Origin of the sequence: Streptomyces mashuensis (genome assembly GCF_014654785.1) — a bacterium.
In the GTDB taxonomy this organism is placed as follows: Bacteria; Actinomycetota; Actinomycetes; order Streptomycetales; family Streptomycetaceae; genus Streptomyces; species Streptomyces mashuensis.
The window spans coordinates 1-18,492 of sequence record NZ_BNBD01000009.1 but is presented as its reverse complement, the minus strand read 5'-3'; the positions used below and the strand labels follow the sequence as shown (position 1 = coordinate 18,492).

17 protein-coding genes and 1 rRNA gene are annotated in these 18,492 nt (G+C 72.6%); 5 read left to right on the top strand and 13 right to left on the bottom strand.

Features of this window, described 5'->3' with window-relative positions:
* Nucleotides 1-130 precede the first annotated feature (130 nt).
* A complete protein-coding gene (gene argS, locus IE305_RS20845) occupies nt 131-1,888 on the top strand; it encodes an arginine--tRNA ligase (protein WP_190131208.1) in 1,758 nt (585 codons plus the stop codon).
* A gap of 4 nt (nt 1,889-1,892) precedes the next feature.
* On the opposite strand, the gene IE305_RS20840 is transcribed toward argS, so the two are convergent.
* The 6 genes from IE305_RS20840 to IE305_RS20815 form a co-directional block, all read right to left on the bottom strand.
* Nucleotides 1,893-2,342, bottom strand: coding sequence for an ATP-binding protein (locus IE305_RS20840; RefSeq protein WP_190131207.1), 450 nt, complete (start codon nt 2,340-2,342; stop codon nt 1,893-1,895).
* Nucleotides 2,343-2,591: 249 nt separating this feature from the next.
* The gene (gene hemB, locus IE305_RS20835) at nt 2,592-3,587 is read right to left on the bottom strand and encodes a porphobilinogen synthase (protein ID WP_190131206.1); all 996 of its coding nucleotides are present in this window, start codon (nt 3,585-3,587) and stop codon (nt 2,592-2,594) included.
* Nucleotides 3,584-5,233: a bifunctional uroporphyrinogen-III C-methyltransferase/uroporphyrinogen-III synthase gene (locus tag IE305_RS20830; protein ID WP_190131205.1), complete on the bottom strand. Its 1,650-nt coding sequence runs from the start codon at nt 5,231-5,233 to the stop codon at nt 3,584-3,586. The genes hemB and IE305_RS20830 overlap by 4 nt, the downstream gene beginning before the upstream one ends.
* Entirely contained in the window at nt 5,230-6,222 is a 993-nt protein-coding gene (hemC, locus tag IE305_RS20825; protein WP_190131204.1) for a hydroxymethylbilane synthase, read from the bottom strand. Before hemC ends, IE305_RS20830 begins: the two co-directional genes overlap by 4 nt.
* Nucleotides 6,219-7,601, bottom strand: coding sequence for a glutamyl-tRNA reductase (locus IE305_RS20820; protein WP_190131203.1), 1,383 nt, complete (start codon nt 7,599-7,601; stop codon nt 6,219-6,221). The genes hemC and IE305_RS20820 overlap by 4 nt, the downstream gene beginning before the upstream one ends.
* On the bottom strand, nt 7,598-8,443 hold the full coding sequence (locus IE305_RS20815; protein WP_190131202.1) for a redox-sensing transcriptional repressor Rex: 846 nt from the start codon (nt 8,441-8,443) through the stop codon (nt 7,598-7,600). Before IE305_RS20815 ends, IE305_RS20820 begins: the two co-directional genes overlap by 4 nt.
* A gap of 370 nt (nt 8,444-8,813) precedes the next feature.
* Here IE305_RS20815 and IE305_RS20810 point away from each other — a divergent pair, with 370 nt between their 5' ends.
* The 4 genes from IE305_RS20810 to IE305_RS20795 all read left to right on the top strand — a co-directional run bounded on the left by IE305_RS20810 (nt 8,814) and on the right by IE305_RS20795 (nt 12,942).
* Nucleotides 8,814-9,101 (top strand): glutaredoxin family protein, encoded by a 288-nt coding sequence (locus IE305_RS20810; protein WP_190131201.1) that lies wholly within the window; start codon nt 8,814-8,816, stop codon nt 9,099-9,101.
* 157 nt (nt 9,102-9,258) lie between these two features.
* Nucleotides 9,259-10,212 (top strand): HAD family hydrolase, encoded by a 954-nt coding sequence (locus IE305_RS20805; RefSeq protein ID WP_190131200.1) that lies wholly within the window; start codon nt 9,259-9,261, stop codon nt 10,210-10,212.
* Between the two features lie 444 nt (nt 10,213-10,656).
* Nucleotides 10,657-11,472 (top strand): ECF subfamily RNA polymerase sigma factor, BldN family, encoded by an 816-nt coding sequence (locus tag IE305_RS20800; protein WP_190131199.1) that lies wholly within the window; start codon nt 10,657-10,659, stop codon nt 11,470-11,472.
* A gap of 285 nt (nt 11,473-11,757) precedes the next feature.
* A complete protein-coding gene (locus IE305_RS20795) occupies nt 11,758-12,942 on the top strand; it encodes a DUF5667 domain-containing protein (protein ID WP_190131198.1) in 1,185 nt (394 codons plus the stop codon).
* A gap of 54 nt (nt 12,943-12,996) precedes the next feature.
* Here IE305_RS20795 and IE305_RS20790 read toward each other — a convergent pair whose 3' ends face one another.
* The 7 genes from IE305_RS20790 to rrf all read right to left on the bottom strand — a co-directional run bounded on the left by IE305_RS20790 (nt 12,997) and on the right by rrf (nt 18,399).
* The gene (locus IE305_RS20790; RefSeq protein ID WP_190131197.1) at nt 12,997-14,109 is read right to left on the bottom strand and encodes a lysophospholipid acyltransferase family protein; all 1,113 of its coding nucleotides are present in this window, start codon (nt 14,107-14,109) and stop codon (nt 12,997-12,999) included.
* 14 nt (nt 14,110-14,123) lie between these two features.
* Nucleotides 14,124-15,170: an NAD-dependent epimerase/dehydratase family protein gene (locus tag IE305_RS20785; protein ID WP_190131196.1), complete on the bottom strand. Its 1,047-nt coding sequence runs from the start codon at nt 15,168-15,170 to the stop codon at nt 14,124-14,126.
* 303 nt (nt 15,171-15,473) lie between these two features.
* Nucleotides 15,474-15,572: a 30S ribosomal protein bS22 gene (locus tag IE305_RS20780; RefSeq protein WP_003948845.1), complete on the bottom strand. Its 99-nt coding sequence runs from the start codon at nt 15,570-15,572 to the stop codon at nt 15,474-15,476.
* A 110-nt stretch (nt 15,573-15,682) separates the two neighbouring features.
* On the bottom strand, nt 15,683-15,892 hold the full coding sequence (locus IE305_RS20775) for a helix-turn-helix domain-containing protein (protein WP_190131195.1): 210 nt from the start codon (nt 15,890-15,892) through the stop codon (nt 15,683-15,685).
* A 128-nt stretch (nt 15,893-16,020) separates the two neighbouring features.
* Nucleotides 16,021-16,881 carry a phosphatase gene (locus IE305_RS20770; RefSeq protein WP_229891290.1) on the bottom strand — a complete coding sequence of 287 codons (861 nt, stop codon included), beginning with the start codon at nt 16,879-16,881 and terminating at the stop codon, nt 16,021-16,023.
* A 146-nt stretch (nt 16,882-17,027) separates the two neighbouring features.
* A complete protein-coding gene (locus tag IE305_RS20765; RefSeq protein WP_190131194.1) occupies nt 17,028-18,206 on the bottom strand; it encodes an acetoin utilization protein AcuC in 1,179 nt (392 codons plus the stop codon).
* 76 nt (nt 18,207-18,282) lie between these two features.
* A 5S ribosomal RNA gene (gene rrf / locus IE305_RS20760) occupies nt 18,283-18,399 on the bottom strand.
* Nucleotides 18,400-18,492: the final 93 nt, after the last annotated feature.

Below are 18,492 nucleotides of genomic sequence, written 5' to 3'. Positions count from 1 at the left end.
CCATTGTCCCAGACGGAGCGGGGGGTGACGGGGTTGCCCGCCGCGGCGGGGAAATGCCCGGGGGGCCGTGGTACGCGCGTGGGATACTCGGGGTGTCGCTTTTGCCGTCTACCGGAATGGCACCCACCTCATGGCTTCGGTTCCCTCGCTCGCCTCCTCGCTCCACCAGCGCCTGTCGGCCGCCCTGTCCTCCGCCCTGCCGGAGGCCGGCGCCGCCGACCCGCTGCTGCGACGGAGCGACCGGGCCGACTTCCAGGCGAACGGGATGCTGGCGCTGGCCAAGAAGCTCGGCGGGAACCCGCGCGAGCTGGCCGCCAAGGTGGTCGCCGCGCTGCCCGCCGAGGGCCTGGTGCGGGACGTGGAGGTGTCCGGCCCGGGCTTCCTCAACGTGACCGTCACCGACGGCGCGATCACGGAGAACCTGGCGGCGCGTGCCGCGGACAACCGGCTGGGCGTGCCGTTCAAGGAGCACCCCGGCACCACGGTGATCGACTGGGCGCAGCCGAACGTGGCCAAGGAGATGCACGTCGGCCACCTGCGGAACACGGTGATCGGCAACTCGGTCGTCCGGCTGCTGGAGTTCACCGGCGAGAAGGTGGTCAGCCGCCACCACATCGGCGACTGGGGCACCCAGTTCGGCATGCTCATCCAGTACCTGATCGAGCACCCGCACGAGCTGGACCACAAGGCCGGTGAGACCTCGGGCGAGGAGGCGATGTCCAACCTCAACCGGCTGTACAAGGCCTCGCGCGCGCTGTTCGACGCGGACGAGGAGTTCAAGGGCCGGGCCCGGCGCCGGGTGGTGGAGCTCCAGGCCGGCGACCCCGAGACGCTGGCGCTGTGGCAGAAGTTCGTCGACGAGTCGAAGATCTACTTCTACTCGGTCTTCGAGAAGCTGGACGTGGAGATCCGCGACGAGGACATCGTCGGCGAGTCCGGCTACAACGACATGCTCGCCGAGACCTGCCGCCTGCTGGAGGAGTCGGGCGTCGCGGTGCGCTCCGAGGGCGCGCTGTGCGTGTTCTTCGACGACGTGAAGGGCCCCGAGGGCAACCCGGTGCCGCTGATCGTGCAGAAGTCGGACGGCGGCTACGGCTACGCGGCGACGGACCTGTCGGCGATCCGGGACCGGGTGTTCAACCTGAAGGCGGACACGCTGCTGTACGTGGTGGACGCCCGTCAGTCGCTGCACTTCAAGATGGTCTTCGAGACCGCCCGCCGGGCCGGCTGGCTGAACGACGAGGTCACGGCGGTGCAGCTGGGCTTCGGCACGGTGCTCGGCAAGGACGGCAAGCCGTTCAAGACCCGTGAGGGCGAGACGGTGCGGCTGGTGGACCTGCTGGACGAGGCGATCAGCCGTGCGTCGGCCATCGTCCGGGAGAAGGCGCAGGACCTCACGGAGGAGGAGATCGCCGAGCGCGGTGCCCAGGTGGGCATCGGCGCGGTGAAGTACGCCGACCTGTCGACGTCCGCGAGCCGCGACTACAAGTTCGACCTGGACCAGATGGTGTCGCTCAACGGCGACACGTCGGTGTACCTCCAGTACGCGTTCGCGCGCATCCAGTCGATCCTGCGCAAGGCCGGCGACGCCGCGCCCGTCGCCCACCCCGAGCTCGCCCTCGCACCGGCCGAGCGTGCGCTGGGGCTGCACCTCGACCAGTTCGGGGAGACGGTGCGGGAGGCGGCCGCCGAGTACGCGCCGCACAAGCTGGCCGGGTACCTGTACCAGCTGGCCTCGCTGTACACGACGTTCTACGACCAGTGCCCGGTGCTGCGGGCGGAGACGCCCGGGCAGGTGGAGAACCGCCTGTTCCTGTGCGAGCTGACCGCGCGCACGCTGCGCCAGGGCATGGAGCTGCTGGGCATCCGCACCCCCGAGAAGCTGTAGGTCCTCAGCCGGCGGCGGGGGCGCCCAGTTCGAACCAGATGAGTTTGCCGACCAGTCCCTGGGGCTGGTCGCGCAGGGCGAATCCGCCCCAGCTGTCGGCGCACCACTGCACCAGCCCGAGGCCGCGCCCGCGCTCGGCGCCGTCGTCCTCCCCGTCCCCGTCCGGGAGGGCGACGCCGTCGAGGGCGGGGAGGCGCGGGTTGGTGTCCCACACGGCCACGCGTACGCGGTCGCCCTCGCGTTTGACGCGTACGGAGGCGGGGCCGTCGGAGTAGCGGTACGCGTTGGTGACGAGCTCCGAGGTGAGCAGCTCGGCCGTGTCGGCGAGTTCGAGGAATCCGTGCTCCTCGAAGATGGTGCGCAGCGTGCGTCGTGCGATGCACGGCGCCATGGGGTCGGACGGGACCTGGAGGGTGTACTCCCAGTCGTCCGTGAGTTCCGGGTCGTGACTCATGCACGCCTCCGTAGCGTAAGCGGCCTGACACCCACCGTAATCATGGTCGGAGCGTGCGCGGCCCGCCTTCACTGTTTCCGCGAGACTCGACCTGTGTGGGTGACGATCGTGAAGGGTCCGCAGTTGCTCGCGTGAGCAGCGCAAACGCGAGGGGTTCGCAGCAGTGGCGGGCGGCGGGCGTACGACGACGGCGGCGCCCGGCCCCTCTCGGGGTCCGGGCGCCGCCGTCGCGCTGTGTGACGTCGTCCGTCAGGCGAGCTGCCGGGCGACCTCGGTGGCCCAGTAGGTGAGGATCATGTCCGCGCCGGCCCGCTTGAAGCCGGTGAGGGTCTCCATGATGGCGCGGTCGCGGTCGATCCAGCCGTTGGCCGCGGCGGCCTCGACCATCGCGTACTCGCCGCTGATCTGGTACGCGGCGACGGGCACGTCGACGGCGTCGGCGACCTTGGCGAGGACGTCGAGGTAGGGCAGGCCGGGCTTGACCATGACCATGTCGGCGCCCTCGGCGAGGTCGAGGGCGAGTTCGCGCAGGGACTCGCGGACGTTGGCCGGGTCCTGCTGGTAGGTCTTGCGGTCGCCCTGGAGCGAGGAGCCGATGGCCTCGCGGAACGGGCCGTAGAACGCGGAGGCGTACTTGACGGTGTAGGCGAGGACGGAGACGTCCTCGTGGCCGGTCTGGTCGAGGGCGTCGCGGATGACGCCGACCTGGCCGTCCATCATGCCGCTGGGGCCCACGACGTGGACGCCGGCGTCGGCCTGGACCTGGGCCATCTCGGCGTACCGCTCGAGCGTGGCGTCGTTGTCGACGCGGCCGTGGGCGTCGAGGACGCCGCAGTGGCCGTGGTCGGTGAACTCGTCGAGGCACAGGTCGGACATGATGACGAGGTCGTCGCCGACCTCGGCCTTCACGTCGCGGATGGCGACCTGGAGGATGCCGTCGGGGTCGGTGCCGGCGGTGCCGAGCGCGTCCTTCTTGGCGTCCTCGGGCACGCCGAAGAGCATGATGCCGGCGACGCCGGCCTCACGGGCCTCCACGGCGGCCTTGCGGAGCGTGTCGCGGGTGTGCTGGACGACGCCGGGCATGGCCGAGACCGGCACCGGCTCGGTGATGCCCTCCCGCACGAAGGCGGGCAGGATCAGGTCGGCCGGGTGCAGCCGGTGCTCGGCGACCATGCGGCGCATGGCGGGGGTGGTCCGCAGCCGGCGGGGCCGGGACCCCGGGAACGTGCCGTAGGTGGTGCTCAACTCCGTGCCCTTCTACGCGATCCGGGCCGTCGCTCGCTCGGTCGGGTGACGGGGTCGCCGGCCGCCAGCGCGGCGTCGCGCCGCGCGGCCCCGAACTCCGCCAGCGCCTCGGCCAGCTTGTGCACCGAGGGCTCGGGCGACAGCACGTCCACCCGCAGGCCGTGCTCCTCCGCGGTCTTCGCGGTGGCCGGGCCGATGCAGGCGATGACGGTGACGTTGTGCGGCTTGCCGGCGATGCCGACGAGGTTCCGCACGGTGGAGGAGGAGGTGAACAGCACGGCGTCGAAGCCGCCGCCCTTGATCGCCTCCCGGGTCTCGGCCGGCGGCGGCGAGGCCCGTACGGTCCGGTAGGCCGTGACGTCGTCGACCTCCCAGCCCAGTTCGATCAGGCCGGCCACCAGGGTCTCGGTGGCGATGTCGGCGCGCGGCAGGAAGACGCGGTCGATCGGGTCGAAGACCGGGTCGTACGGCGGCCAGTCCTCCAGGAGGCCGGCGGCCGACTGCTCGCCGCTGGGCACCAGGTCGGGCTTGACGCCGAACTCGACCAGCGACTTCGCGGTCTGCTCGCCGACGGCGGCGACCTTGATGCCGGCGAAGGCACGGGCGTCGAGCCCGTACTCCTCGAACTTCTCCCGGACGGCCTTCACCGCGTTGACGGAGGTGAAGGCGATCCACTCGTAGCGGCCGGTGACCAGGCCCTTGACCGCGCGCTCCATCTGCTGCGGGGTGCGCGGGGGCTCCACGGCGATGGTCGGCACCTCGTGCGGCACGGCGCCGTACGAGCGGAGCTGGTCGGAGAGCGAGGCGGCCTGTTCCTTGGTGCGCGGCACGAGCACGTTCCAGCCGAAGAGCGGCTTGGACTCGAACCACGACAGCTGCTCGCGCCGGTCGGCGGCACTGCGCTCGCCGACCACGGCTATGACCGGCTGGGCGCCGTCGGCCGACGGCAGCACCTTGGCGGCCTTGAGCACCTGCTGGAGCGTGCCGAGGGTGGCGGTCCAGGTGCGCTGGCGGGTGGTGGTGCCGGCGACGGTGACGCTGACCGGCGTCTCCGGGCGGCGGCCGGCGGAGACGAGCTCCCCGGCGGCGGCCACCACGCTGTCGAGCGTGGTGGAGACGACGGCGGTGACCTCGCTGGCGCCGACCTCGGCCCAGCAGGTGGCCGTGGCGGTGCGGGCGTCGACGAACCGGACGTCGCCGCCCTGCCCGTCGCGCAGCGGCACACCGGCGTACGCGGGCACGCCGACGGCCGTGGCGATGCCGGGGACCACCTCGAAGGTGATGCCCTCGGCGGCGCACGCCAGCATCTCCTCGGCGGCGTCGCCGTCGAGGCCGGGGTCGCCCAGCACGGCGCGGACGACCCGCTTGCCGCCGCGCGCGGCCGTCATGACAAGATTGGCGGTGTCCCGGAGGACCGGGACTCCGGCGGCCTTTGACGACTCGTCAGTAACCGTCGGGGCCGGCATGTCCACGGTGGCCCGGGCATGCGTACGCACCACGTCGAGCACCTGCGGGTCGGCGATCAGGACGTCCGCGGCCGCCAGTGCCTCCACGGCACGCAGCGTCAGCAGGCCCGGGTCTCCGGGGCCGGCACCCAGGAAGGTGACGTGCCCGTGCGCGGGGTGGTTCGGGGCGGTGGGGTTCAATGTGCTCGCTCCCCCATAAGACCGGCCGCACCCTTGTCGAGCATCTCGGCGGCGAGTTCGCGGCCGAGAGCGACGGCGTCCTGCTCGGACGCGGGAACGGGACCGGTGGTGGACAGCTGCACCAGCGTGGAACCGTCGGTCGTGCCGACGACGCCGCGCAGGCGCAATTCGGTGACAGCCTGCCCGTCGGCCAAGGGGTCGGCCAGCGCACCCACGGGTGCACTGCAGCCGGCCTCCAGGGCGGCGAGCAGGGAACGCTCGGCGGTCACGGCGGCCCGCGTGAACGGGTCGTCGAGCTGCGCGAGCGTGGCGGCGAGCGGTGCGTTGGTCGCGGCGCACTCGATCGCCAGGGCCCCCTGGCCGGGGGCGGGCAGAACCTGGTCCGTGGACAGGAACTCGGTGATCTCCGCCGTCCGGCCCAGCCGGGACAGGCCGGCGGCCGCCAGCACGACGGCGTCCAGCTCGCCCTCGGCGACATAGCCGATCCGCGTGTCGACGTTGCCGCGCACGGCGACCGTCTCCACCCGCAGGCCCAGCTGCCGCGCCCACGCGTTCAGCTGCGCCATGCGGCGCGGCGAACCCGTGCCGATGCGGGCCGGCCGGCCGGCGGCGGACAACTCCGCCAGCTGCCGGAACGACAGGCCGTCGCGGGCGACGAGCACGTCGCGCGGGTCCTCGCGCCGGGGCACCGCCGCCAGCAGCAGCTCCTCCGGCTGCGCGGTCGGCAGGTCCTTCAGCGAGTGCACCGCGAAGTCGATGTCACCCGCGAGCAGCCGCTCGCGCAGCGCGTTGACGAACACGCCGGTGCCGCCGATCTGCGCCAGCGCCTCGCGCGAGACGTCCCCGTAGGTAGTGATCTCGACCAGCTCCACCGGGCGGCCGGTCAGCCGGCGCACCGCGTCGGCCACCTGCCCGGACTGGGCCATGGCCAGCGCGCTGCGCCGGGTGCCCAGGCGCAGCGGTCGCTGCTGGGCGGAGGTGTCGTTCATGCCGGCTCCCGAGTGTCCTGCCGGTGGGCGGTGGGCTGGTCGGCCCGGCTGACGGCGGCGACCGCCTGCGGGTCGAGGTCGAAGAGCTCCCGCAGCGCGTCGGCGTAGCCGGCCCCGCCGGGGGTGGCGGCCAGCTCCTTCACCCGTACCGTCGGCGCGTGCAGCAGCTTGTCGACGACGCGGCGCACGGTCTGGGTGATCTCCGCGCGCTGCTTGTCGTCCAGGCCGGGCAGCCGGCCGTTGAGGCGGGCCATCTCCCCGGCCACGACATCGGCGGCCATGGCGCGCAGGGCGACCACGGTCGGCGTGATGTGGGCGGCGCGCTGGGCGGCGCCGAAGGCGGCCACCTCGTCGGAGACGATGGTGCGCACGGCGTCGACGTCGGCGGCCATGGGGGCGTCCGCGGACGCCTCGGCGAGCGTCTCGATGTCGACCAGGCGCACGCCCTCCAGGCGGTGCGCGGCGGCGTCGACGTCGCGCGGCATGGCCAGGTCGAGCACGGCGAGCCGGCCGTGGCCGGCGGCCAGGGCGGTGCGCAGCGCGTCGGCGGTGAGGACCAGGCCGGTGGCGCCGGTGCAGGAGACGACGACGTCGGCGAGCGCGAGCTCGGCGGCGAGCGCGTCCATCTGCACGGCGGAGGCGGTGAAGCCCGGGGCGGAGCCGTCCTGCCGGCCGGGGCCGCCGGGCTCGGTGAGGATCGCGGCGAGCCGCTCGGCCCGCTCCAGGGTGCGGTTGGCGACGGCGACGTGGGCGACGCCCGCGCGCGCGAGGGTGGCGGCGGCCAGCGACGACATCGAGCCGGCGCCGATCACCAGCGCGCGCCGGCCGGCGGCCCAGCCCTCGACGGGCGCGCCGTCGGCGAGCTGCTCCAGGCCGAAGGTGACCAGCGACTGGCCGGCCTTGTCGATGCCGGTCTCGCTGTGGGCGCGCTTGCCGACCCGCAGCGCCTGCTGGAACAGGTCGTTCAGCAGCCGGCCGGCGGTGTGCAGCTCCTGGCCGAGGGCGAGCGCGTCCTTGATCTGGCCGAGGATCTGGCCCTCGCCGACGACCATCGAGTCCAGGCCGCAGGCCACCGAGAAGAGGTGGTGGACGGCGCGGTCCTCGTAGTGCACGTAGAGATAGGGGGTGAGCTCGTCCAGGCCGACGCCGGAGTGGCGGGCGAGCAGCGTGGACAGCTCGGCGACGCCGGCGTGGAACTTGTCCACGTCCGCGTAGAGCTCGACGCGGTTGCAGGTGGCCAGCACCGCGGCCTCGGTGGCGGGCTCGGCGGCGAGGGTGTCGCGCACCAGGGCGGCCCGCGCCCCGGGGGCGAGGGCGACCCGCTCCAGCACGCTGACGGGGGCGCTGCGGTGGCTGAGGCCGACGACGAGGAGGCTCATGCCGGCATCACGGCGGGGACGTCCCCCTCCGGTCCCTTCCGGCCACCGGCGGTGGCGGCGGTGACGGCCGCGGCGGAGCCGGTGGCAGACGTGGTGGGCGCAGTGGGGGCGGCGGGGGCGGCGGCCGGGCGGGCCGCGGCGGCGACGGGGCCGGCCGGGGCGGCGGGACGGCCGGGCTCCTCGCCCGCCTTGCGCTGCTCGTGGAAGGCGAGGATCTGCAGCTCGATGGAGAGGTCGACCTTGCGCACGTCCACGCCGTCGGGCACGGACAGCACGGTCGGCGCGAAGTTGAGGATCGAGGTGACGCCGGCGGCCACGAGCCGGTCGCAGACCTGCTGGGCGGCGCCCGCGGGCGTGGCGATCACGCCGATGGACACCCCGTTGTCCCGGATGATCGACTCCAGGTCGTCGGTGTGCCGCACGGGCAGCCCGGCCACCGGCTTGCCGGTCATGGCGGGGTCGGCGTCGATCAGCGCGGCGACGCGGAAGCCGCGCGAGGCGAAGCCGCCGTAGTTGGCGAGGGCCGCGCCCAGGTTGCCGATGCCGACGATGACCACGGGCCAGTCCTGGGTCAGGCCCAGCTCGCGGGAGATCTGGTAGACGAGGTACTCGACGTCGTAGCCGACGCCGCGGGTGCCGTAGGAGCCGAGGTAGCTGAAGTCCTTGCGGAGCTTGGCGGAATTGACGCCCGCCGCGGCCGCGAGCTCCTCGGAGGAGACCGTGGGGACCGAGCGCTCGGAGAGCGCGGTCAGCGCACGCAGATACAGCGGTAGCCGGGCGACGGTGGCCTCGGGGATCCCTCGGCTTCGGGTCGCCGGTCGGTGAGTTCGGCCAGTTGCCACGGTGCTCCTGCGGGTAGAGCGGGGCTGCGGGCGGCGCCTCGTCCCTGGACCGCCCCGTCGAAGGCAGGCTATGTCTTTGTGAACGCGTGCACAAAGATGGTGTCCGATTTGCCCGGCCAAAGTGATGGGTGTCACGCGGTGTTTCGGCCCGATCCGGGAACCGTCGGCGACCTCGTGTCGACCGTCACGGGCACCACAGGGGTACCGGGAGTGCAGCGACGGGGACACGGGCGCTCACTCCTCACCGCTATACCCCCGGACACCAACAAATCGCCCACGATGGTAGTCGACCCAGGCACCTATCCCCGACCAGCGGAACCGCGCAGAACCGGCGGGAGGCCCGGCCGCGCTCCCGGCGGTACGCGGCACAATGGCCGCCATGAGCCCGCTGCTGCGCCGCACCGCCCGCAAGGACCCCGCCGAGCGTCTCGTCACACTGATCGGAAAGCCCGACTGTCATCTGTGCGAGGCCGCCGAGGCCGTGATCGCCGAGGTCTGCGGCGCACTGGGCACGCCCTGGGAGAAGAAGGACATCACTCAGGACGAGGAGCTCCACCGCAAGTACTGGGAGCAGATCCCCGTCGTCCTGATCGACGGCGAGCAGCACGACTTCTGGCGCGTGAACCCCGACCGGCTGCGCAAGGCGCTCGGCGGCTGAGGGCGGCCGGCGGCGGTTGCGGGCGGCCGACGGCGGCTGAACGTTTCCCCGTAGCGGGGGCCCGGGCGCGGCGTGTCACCGCGCCGACGCGCACTGTTCACGCCATCGCACCACTCCGGGCTCGGGTTACCCCGAACAAACTGGCTATGCTCGCGCCATGGCCGCACTCGCATGGCTCACCCACCGCAGGCGCTCCGCGACCGCACGCAGCGTGCTGGCGGGCGAGGCGGCGGCGGAGGCCGCCCGCAAGACCGCCCAGGAGACCGAGCAGGAGGCCGCCCTGGCCGGCGGGCCGGGCGCGCCGCAGGAGCCCGAGCCGGAGTTCCCGGTTCCGGGCGACACGCACGCCGCCGCGTTCTTCGACCTGGACAACACGGTCATGCAGGGCGCCGCGATCTACCACTTCGGCCGCGGCCTGTACAAGCGGCAGTTCTTCGGCAAGCGCGAGCTCGTCCGCTTCGCCTGGCAGCAGACCTGGTTCCGGCTCGCCGGCATCGAGGACCCCGAGCACATGCAGGAGGCCCGCGACAGCGTCCTGTCGATCGTGAAGGGCCACCGCGTCTCCGAGCTGATGACCATCGGCGAGGAGATCTACGACGAGTACATGGCCGAGCGCATCTGGCCCGGCACCCGCGCCCTCGCCCAGGCCCACCTCGACGCCGGGCAGAAGGTCTGGCTGGTCACCGCGGCCCCCGTGGAGACCGCCACGATCATCGCCCGCCGGCTCGGCCTGACCGGCGCCCTCGGCACCGTCGCCGAGTCCGTCGGCGGCGTCTACACCGGCCGGCTCGTGGGCGAGCTGCTGCACGGCCCGGCGAAGGCCGAGGCGGTCCGCGCGCTCGCCGCCGCCGAGGGCCTCGACCTCGCGCGCTGCGCCGCATACAGCGACTCGGCCAACGACATCCCGATGCTCTCGCTCGTCGGCCACCCCTACGCGATCAACCCCGACGGCCGGCTGCGCAAGCACGCCCGCGAGCACGGCTGGCGGCTGCGGGACTACCGCACCGGCCGCAAGGCGGCCCGGATCGGCATCCCGGCCGCGGCCGGGGCCGGCGCCCTGGCGGGCGGCGCAGCCGCCGCGATCGCCCTGCACCGCCGCAGCCGCCGGTAACTCCCCGCCACTCCCCGACGCCCCCTGCCGCCCCCTGACGCACCGTCATCGGCCCGGCCGGCGTCCACCGGCCGGGTCACCGGAACGGGCGACCCCTGCGGCGCGCCTCCTCGCCACTGCGCGTAACCACATCGGCCGCACAGGCAATCCTGTTGTCATACCCCCACATGGCCCCATGCACTCCCGTCGCGACCGGATTGCCACAACACGCAGCCCAATCGGCCACACCATCGGCAAATCCTGTCAACTTCCGCTCTGAATTCGATATTTGAACGGGCGCCAATGAGAAGGAGATCGAACGGAAACGATGATTTGAGCAACTCGGCGTAGTGCTGCCTGTACGAAGGGTTATTCTCCTCAGACGCAAGCCGGTACCCGCTTGTCCCTACGACGAGTGAACGGCACCGCACTGCACGTGATGGAAGCTCTGCCTCTGGGAGTCCCGTGTACCCACACGTCGGGGTTGACGCCTCGGGCCTGGCTACGCTGCGCGCAGCGGTCCTCGACCGCTTGCGCGGCTTCGTCCCCACCGCGTACGCCGTCCCCGCCTTCGCCACGCTCGCCCCTGCCGCCGTGGGCGGCCCTGCCGGCCCCTGCTACGCGCTCGCCGAGAGCAGCGCGGCCAGTGCGGCCGTCGGCAGACGCACCCGCCGCGGTTCGGGCACGGGCGCCGGCACGTCCACGACGACCCGCCGCCCCAGCGCGGACAGCGACAGCGCCCGGATGCTCGACCTCGTCGAGCGCGCCCAGGCCGGCGAGGCCGAGGCCTTCGGCCGCCTCTACGACCAGTACGCCGACACGGTCTACCGCTACATCTACTACCGGGTGGGCGGCCGGGCCACCGCCGAGGACCTCACCAGCGAGACCTTCCTCCGCGCCCTGCGGCGGATCGGCACCTTCACATGGCAGGGGCGCGACTTCGGCGCCTGGCTGGTGACCATCGCCCGCAACCTCGTCGCCGACCACTTCAAGTCCTCCCGCTTCCGGCTGGAGGTCACCACCGGCGAGATGCTCGACGCCAACGAGGTCGAGCGCAGCCCCGAGGACTCCGTCCTCGAATCCCTCTCCAACGCCGCCCTGCTGGAGGCGGTGCGCAAGCTCAACCCGCAGCAGCAGGAGTGCGTCACCCTGCGCTTCCTCCAGGGCCTCTCCGTCGCCGAGACCGCCCGCGTCATGGGGAAGAACGAGGGTGCCATCAAGACCCTCCAGTACCGCGCCGTGCGCACCCTGGCAAGGCTCCTCCCGGACGACGCCCGCTGACCCTCCCCGCCACCCCTCCGCCGCCGAAGCCCCCCGTGCGATGCACCCCTTCACCCACAGGTTCACCCACCCGTCCACCCCGTACACCCACCGGTTCACTCAGCGGCGGCAGGCTCCCGCCCGCCGCGTAACCCGACTGCCGCGCCGCTCGTTGTCCGGGATGCAGACTTCCCCATGCCGTGTCGCACCCGAATTCACTCACTCGATCGAGTGGATGCCCTCAAGGCGTGCAACCCTTCAGGTGCCCAGGGGAGTCGACCGTCATGACGAGAGGAGGTGCCGCCTGTGATCGCGAACGTATCGGCGCACCGGCGGGCGAACGCCTTCGCCCAGGCCCTGGAGGACCAGGACGTCCGGGGTGCTGAGGCCGTACAGTCCGGCCCACCGGCGGAAGACGCCGAGCAGGGAAAGCTGTTGGCCCTCGCGAACGGGCTCGGCGCGCTGCCGTCCCCGGAGCTCGATCCCGAGGTCAAGACCGTTCAACGGGCCCAGCTGATCGCCGCCATGGAGGCCCAGTTCGCCTCCGGCGCCGCCGTGCCCCCGCAGCGGGGCCGGGGCGCCCACCGGGCGCGCGCGCTCAGCAGGCTGCGGCCCCGCTCCCGCTGGTCCAAGGGGCTGGCGGCCGGCGGGCTCACGGTGGGCGTGGCGGCCGGCGCCTTCGGCGGCGTCGCCACGGCGAGCTCCAACGCCCTGCCCGGGGACACGCTCTACGGGCTCAAACGCGGCATGGAGGACCTCAGACTCGACATGGCGGAGGGCGACTCCGCCAAGGGCGGGCTGCTGCTGGACCAGGCGTCCACCCGGCTCCAGGAGGCCCGCCGCCTGATGGAGCGCGACAAGGCCGGCCGGCTCGACCACGAGTCCCTCAGCGAGATCCGCCGCACCCTCGCCGGCATGCAGCACGACGCCGCCGAGGGCCACCGCCTGCTGCACGGGGTCTACCAGCGCGACGGCTCGCTCGGCGCCATCCAGCGGCTGTCCTCCTTCACCGCCTCCCACCAGGAGGCGTGGAGCAAGCTGCGCTCCCGGCTCCCCGTCCAGCTCGCCGACGTCGGCGACCAGGTCACCTCGGTCTTCGCCGCCATAGACAGTGAGGTCGAGCCGCTGCGCCCGCTGCTCCGCCAGGAGCACGGCAAGCAGGGCTCCACGGCCCGCCCGGACGGGGCCCGCCAGGGCCACCCCGGTGCGACCGAGCGCTCGGCGCCCGCCTCGCAGGCCCCCCCGGCCCACGACGGCAAGCACCCGGGCGACAAGCCCCGCCCCGCCTCGCCCGACCACCACGACGAGCACGACGGCCTGCTCGGCGGCACGGGGCTGCTCCAGCCCCCGTCCAGCCCCGACTCCGGTGGCGCGTCGCACGCCCCGCGCGGCCGGGACGGCAAGCCCGGCAAGCAGCCGGACGTCGTCATCCCGCCGGTGCTCCCGGACATCCTGCCGGGGCTGGGCATCCACGGCGAGGACGACCGCTAGGCCGCGGCCGGTCGCCGCTTCGGCGGTCGGTGTTCTTCGGGCCGGGTTTCCGGCTCAGAAGAACACCGACCGCCGCTGTACGAGGAGCTTGTACAGCGTGTGCTGAATCGTTTCCCGTACCTGGTCGGTGAGGTTGAACATCAGCATCGGGTCGTCCGCCGCCTCCGGCGGATAGTCGTCCGTGGGGATCGGCTCCCCGAACTGGATCGTCCACTTCGTCGGCAGCGGCACCAGGCCCAGCGGCCCCAGCCAGGGGAAGCTCGGCGTCAGCGGGAAGTACGGGATGCCCAGCAGCCGCGCCACCGTCCGGGAGTTGCCGATCATCGGGTAGATCTCCTCCGCGCCCACGATCGAGCACGGCACGATCGGCGCCCCGGCACGCAGTGCCGTCTGCACGAAGCCGCCCCGCCCGAAGCGCTGGAGCTTGTACCGCTCCGAGAACGGCTTCCCGATCCCCTTGAAGCCCTCCGGCATCACCCCCACCACCTCGCCGCGCTCCAGCAGCTTCTGCGCGTCCTCGGCGCAGGCGAGGGTGTGCCCCAGCTTCCGCGACAACTCGTTCACCAGCGGCAGCATGAACACCAGGTCCGCGGCGAGCATCCGCACATGCCGCCCGGCCGGGTGGTGGTCGTGCACGGCCACCTGCAGCATCAGGCCGTCCACCGGCAGCGTCCCGGAGTGGTTGGCCACGATCAGGGCCGCCCCGTCCTCCGGGATGTTCTCCACGCCCTTCACCTCGACCCGGAAGTACTTCTCCTTGAAGGGCCGCAGCAGCGACATCACCACCTGGTCGGTGAGCTCCCGGTCGTAGCCGAAGTCGTCGACCTCGTACTCGCCGGTGATGCGCCGCCGCAGGAAGCTCAGCCCGTGGGCCAGCTTCCGCTCCCAGCCGCCCTCCTGGCCCTCCGCGGCCCCCGGGCCGCCCGTGGCGGCCTCCGCGGCCGCGGCGGGCGGCACCGCACCGTCCCGGGCCCCGGCGGCCCCGCCGGCCGCCGCGGCGGGCCGCTGCGGGCCCTCCCGGCGGGGCTGCGGGGCCCGTTCGCCCCCGCCGGGCGCCACCGGGGCCAGCGGGGCCGGCACCCGGCCCGTACGGGCCCGGCCCGTGCGCTTCGTCCGCCTCTTGGCCCGCGGCTCGTCGCCGAACGGAATCACCTTCGCATCGGCCATCGTGCGTGCGCTCCTCAGTTCTGGCCGCGGCCGGCAGGCATCAGCGCGGCGATCCGGTCGACGGTACGGGCGAGGGTCTCCGGCGGCAGCAGCCCCGGTCCGCGGCTGCGTGCGTAGTCGGCGAACGCCTCCGGGGTGGTGTAGCGGGGGTGGAAGCCCAGGGTCTCGCGCATCTGCGCGGTGTCCACGACCCGGCCGTGGGTGAGCAGCCGGATCTGCTCGGGCGAGAAGTCCAGCACGCCCAGCGCCCGCAGGGCGGAGCCGGCCCACGTCACGCTGGGCAGGAAGAACGGCAGGGTGGGCCGGCCGAGGCGCCGGGCGGCCTGGGAGAGCAGCAGGACGCCGTCGCCCGCCACGTTGAACGTCCCGCTGTTGAGCGTCCCCCGGGCGGGCTCGCCGGCCGCGATCCGCAGCACCTCGATCGCGTCGTCCTCGTGCACGAACTGGAGCCGCGGGTCGAAGCCGAGGACGGTGGGCAGGACGGGCAGCGCGAAGTACTCGGCGAGCGGCGAGTCGACGCAGGGCCCCAGGACGTTCGCGAACCGCAACACGCACACCGCCACGTCGGGCCGGCGCCGGGCGAAGCCCCGGACGTACCCCTCGACCTCCACCACGTCCTTGGCGAACCCCCCGCCGGGCAGCGACTTCGGCGGCGTCGTCTCGGTGAACACGGCGGGGTCGCGGGGCGCGGAGCCGTAGACGTTCGTGCTCGACTTCACCACGAGACGCCGGACCGACGGCGTCTTCTGGCAGGCGCCGAGCAGCTGCATGGTGCCTATGACGTTGGTCTCCTTGACCGTCGTCCGGCTGCCGCTGCGGCCCAGCGGCGTGCCGTTGACGTCCATGTGCACCACGGTGTCCACGCCCTGCTCGGCCAGCACCCGCCCGATCGTGGGGTGGCGAATGTCCGCCCGTATGAATTCGGCCCCGCCGAGATGGTGCTCGGGTGGCACTGCGTCCACCCCGATGACCCGGTCGACGTCGGGCTCGCGCAGGATGCGGCGGACGAACCGGCCGCCCAGCTGCCGTGCGACTCCGGTGACGAGCACGACCTTGCCCAAGATCAGCGCCTTCCTTCCACCCTCGGCGGACGGGTCGGGGGACGAACCGGCAGGCGGCCCGGTGGTCGGGCGGTGCCTGTCCGGCGCCCTGTCGCGGCCACCGTAGCGGGTCGTTGTTGCACTGTGATGACCGCCGGGGGCACCTGGCGACATTTCAAGCCGTAGCGAGAAGCTCACTGATCGCTACATCGGCGGCTGCGCCGGCAGGGGCCGGCCGAGGGTCCCCCGAACGCACCGCAGCCCTCCCACCGGTGACGGTGGGAGGGCTGCGGCACGAACCGAGCGGCGCTGCTGCCGCCGCTCTTACTTCTTGTTGCGGCGCTGAACGCGCGTACGCTTCAGCAGCTTGCGGTGCTTCTTCTTGGCCATCCGCTTGCGCCGCTTCTTGATGACAGAGCCCACGACTACCCTCGCTTACATCGAATCACTCGGTGCGGGGCGTCCGAGCCCACACGACCTACATCGGGCCAGCCTACCCGGCACCGGGCAATCAGAGTAATCCGGGGGGCCGCTCAGGCTGTTTCCACCCCCACGAAGGACTCTCGCAGGTATTCGTGCACCGCGTTCTCCGGCACCCGGAACGACCTACCGACCCGGATCGCCGGCAGATGACCACTGTGCACCAGGCGGTACACGGTCATCTTGGATACTCGCATCACCGCGGCTACTTCCGCCACGGTCAGGAACACAACGTCGCTGAGAGGCCTTTCGCCAGCAGCCATGACACACCTGTACCTTCCGCACATGACGCGCACCGGCTTCCCCTCCGGTGACTCCTCGTCGCTGCGCGCTCACTCCCCAGGTTAGGGGCGCGTGATACGAGTGGGGAAGAGGAGCAGCCATCGGCCGCCTACTGTGACAGACACGCTCGATTGAGTACATAGCGAGTAAGCGGTCCGTAGTAATCAGACCGCACTGTGTCATCAAGCGGAACGGCCACCGACAGGCGGCCCTCGGCCTCCGCGGCGAACGGCGCGGGGTCGTCCGAGTCGGCCAGCCCGATGGCCTCAAAACCCAGCTGACCTGCCCCGCAGGCCCATCCGTGGTCCCCGATGACCAGCGCCGGAAGGGGTCCTCCGGCCTCGGCCGCGGCGGCCAGCGCGAGCCGAACCGGGAGCGGCGAATGCGTGTGCACGCCCGGCTCACTCGCCTCGGGCCGTGCGCCGGGTTCACGCATCAGCGCGACTCCCCGGACGTAGGTCAGGTGATGGGTGCGTACGCCGAACCGGGTCGTTATGTCGACACTTTGACCCTGCGCCGGGGTGAGGACACCGCACCCCGCCGACGAGAGGGCTGCGGCCAACGCGGCGTAGAAGCCGAGGAGGCAGTGGGGGTGCCCGGTGCCGAGCAGCACGGGCGCGCCGGTCGCGGCGACGGTCGCCAGGCGGTCCGCGAAGGCATCGAGTGCCACCAGAGTGCGATCGGGGTCGATCACATCCTGCCCTGAAGTGTCCTTGGAATCGGCCGAAACTCCACACCTTTGGCTCATCAGGTGAAGCAAGTCGGCGAAACGCCAGTCATATTCAGGCTCGAAACCGATCAGGACCCGGGGGTCGCGGGCGGCGAACATCCGGTACCGGGCGAGGCTCCGCTCCCGCGACGTCGCCACGGTGCCGGCCAGCCCGGCGGCCAGCAGGTGGGCCCGGAGGGCGTCGCGGTCGGTGCGGGCCCCGCTGGGGGCCGGGTCGGTGGGGTTGGTGCGGTCCAACACGCCTCCGATGCTGGGCGGCGGGAGGGGCGGGCGGTACGGGATCGGGTGCCCGGTCCCCCGCGCGGGCTAACGGCGAAGGGACCGGGGAGTTACCCGGGAGGGTTACGGGGCGGGGGTGGTCCGGGGTTGGAGGGGCTTCGCCGTGACTAGGGCAGGAGGCCGTGGTGGGGGAAGACGGCGCGGCGGGTGGCGAGGACCGCCTGGTCGAGGCGGTCGGCCGGGTCGTAGCCGGTGGTCTCGAAGTCCCGCCATTGCGCCGCGGCGCCGTCGGTCATCCGCAGCGGCCCCAACTGCCGGGTGCGGCGGAACACTTCGTGGCGCCAGTCCTCGGGTACGGGGGTGGCGGGGTCGACGGGCCGGCCGGCGGCGAGGGCCACGAGGTGGGTCCAGGAGCGCGGTACGACGTCCGTGACGTCGTAGCCGCCCCCGCCGAGCGCCACCCACCGGCCGTCGCAGAGGTCGTGGGCGAGCCGGTGGCAGGTGTCGGCGACGGCCCGCTGGGCGTCGACGGAGACGGCGAGGTGCGCGAGGGGGTCCTCGAAGTGGGTGTCGGCGCCGTGCTGGGTGACCAGCACCTGCGGCCGGAAGGCCGTCAGCAGCTCCGGTACGACGGCGTGGAAGGCCCGCAACCAGCCGGCGTCCCCGGTGCCGGCGGGCAGGGCCAGGTTGGCCGCGGACCCGGCGGCGGGGCCCTCGGCCCCGGTCTCGTGGGCGCGCCCGGTGCCGGGGAAGAGCGTGCCGGGGTCCTCGTGGAGGGAGACGGTCAGCACTCTGGGGTCGTCCCAGAACGCGGCCTGCACGCCGTCGCCGTGGTGGACGTCCACGTCGACGTACGCGACGCGCTCGGCGCCCAGTTCGAGCAGCCGGGCGACGGCGAGGGCGGCGTCGTTGTACACGCAGAAGCCGGAGGCGGAGCCCGGCATCGCGTGGTGCAGCCCGCCCGTGAAGTTGACCGCGTGCAGGGCCTCGCCGGCCCACACCGCTTCTGCGGCCGCGACGGACTGACCGGCGATCAGTGCGGCGGCCTCGTGCATGCCGGCGAACGCGGGGTCGTCGGGGGTGCCGAGGCCGTACGACGCGTCGGCCGTCTGCGGATCGGCGGACGCCGCACGCACCGCGGCGATGTAGTCGGGGCGGTGGACGAGCCGCAGGGTCGATTCCCCGGCCGGCGGCGCCGCGACGGTGCGGGCGACGCGGTCGAGGCCGAATGCCTCGACGAGCCGCATGGTCAGGAAAAGCCGGACGGGATCCATGGGATGCCCGGGCCCGAAGTCATAGCCCGTCACCGCTTCGTCCCACATCAATTGCGCACGACCACCACTCATGGCGGCCACGGTATATCCCGGAACGCAAAAACGCCGTAGGCCCCGGTCAAAAACCAGGGCCTACGGCTCAAAAATTGTTCGGCGGCGTCCTACTCTCCCACAGGGTCCCCCCTGCAGTACCATCGGCGCTGAAAGGCTTAGCTTCCGGGTTCGGAATGTAACCGGGCGTTTCCCTAACGCTATAACCACCGAAACACTATGAAACTGTCAACCAGACACATGGCAATCTTGGTTGTTGTTTCAGAACCAACACAGTGAACGCGAGCAACTATGGACAAGCCCTCGG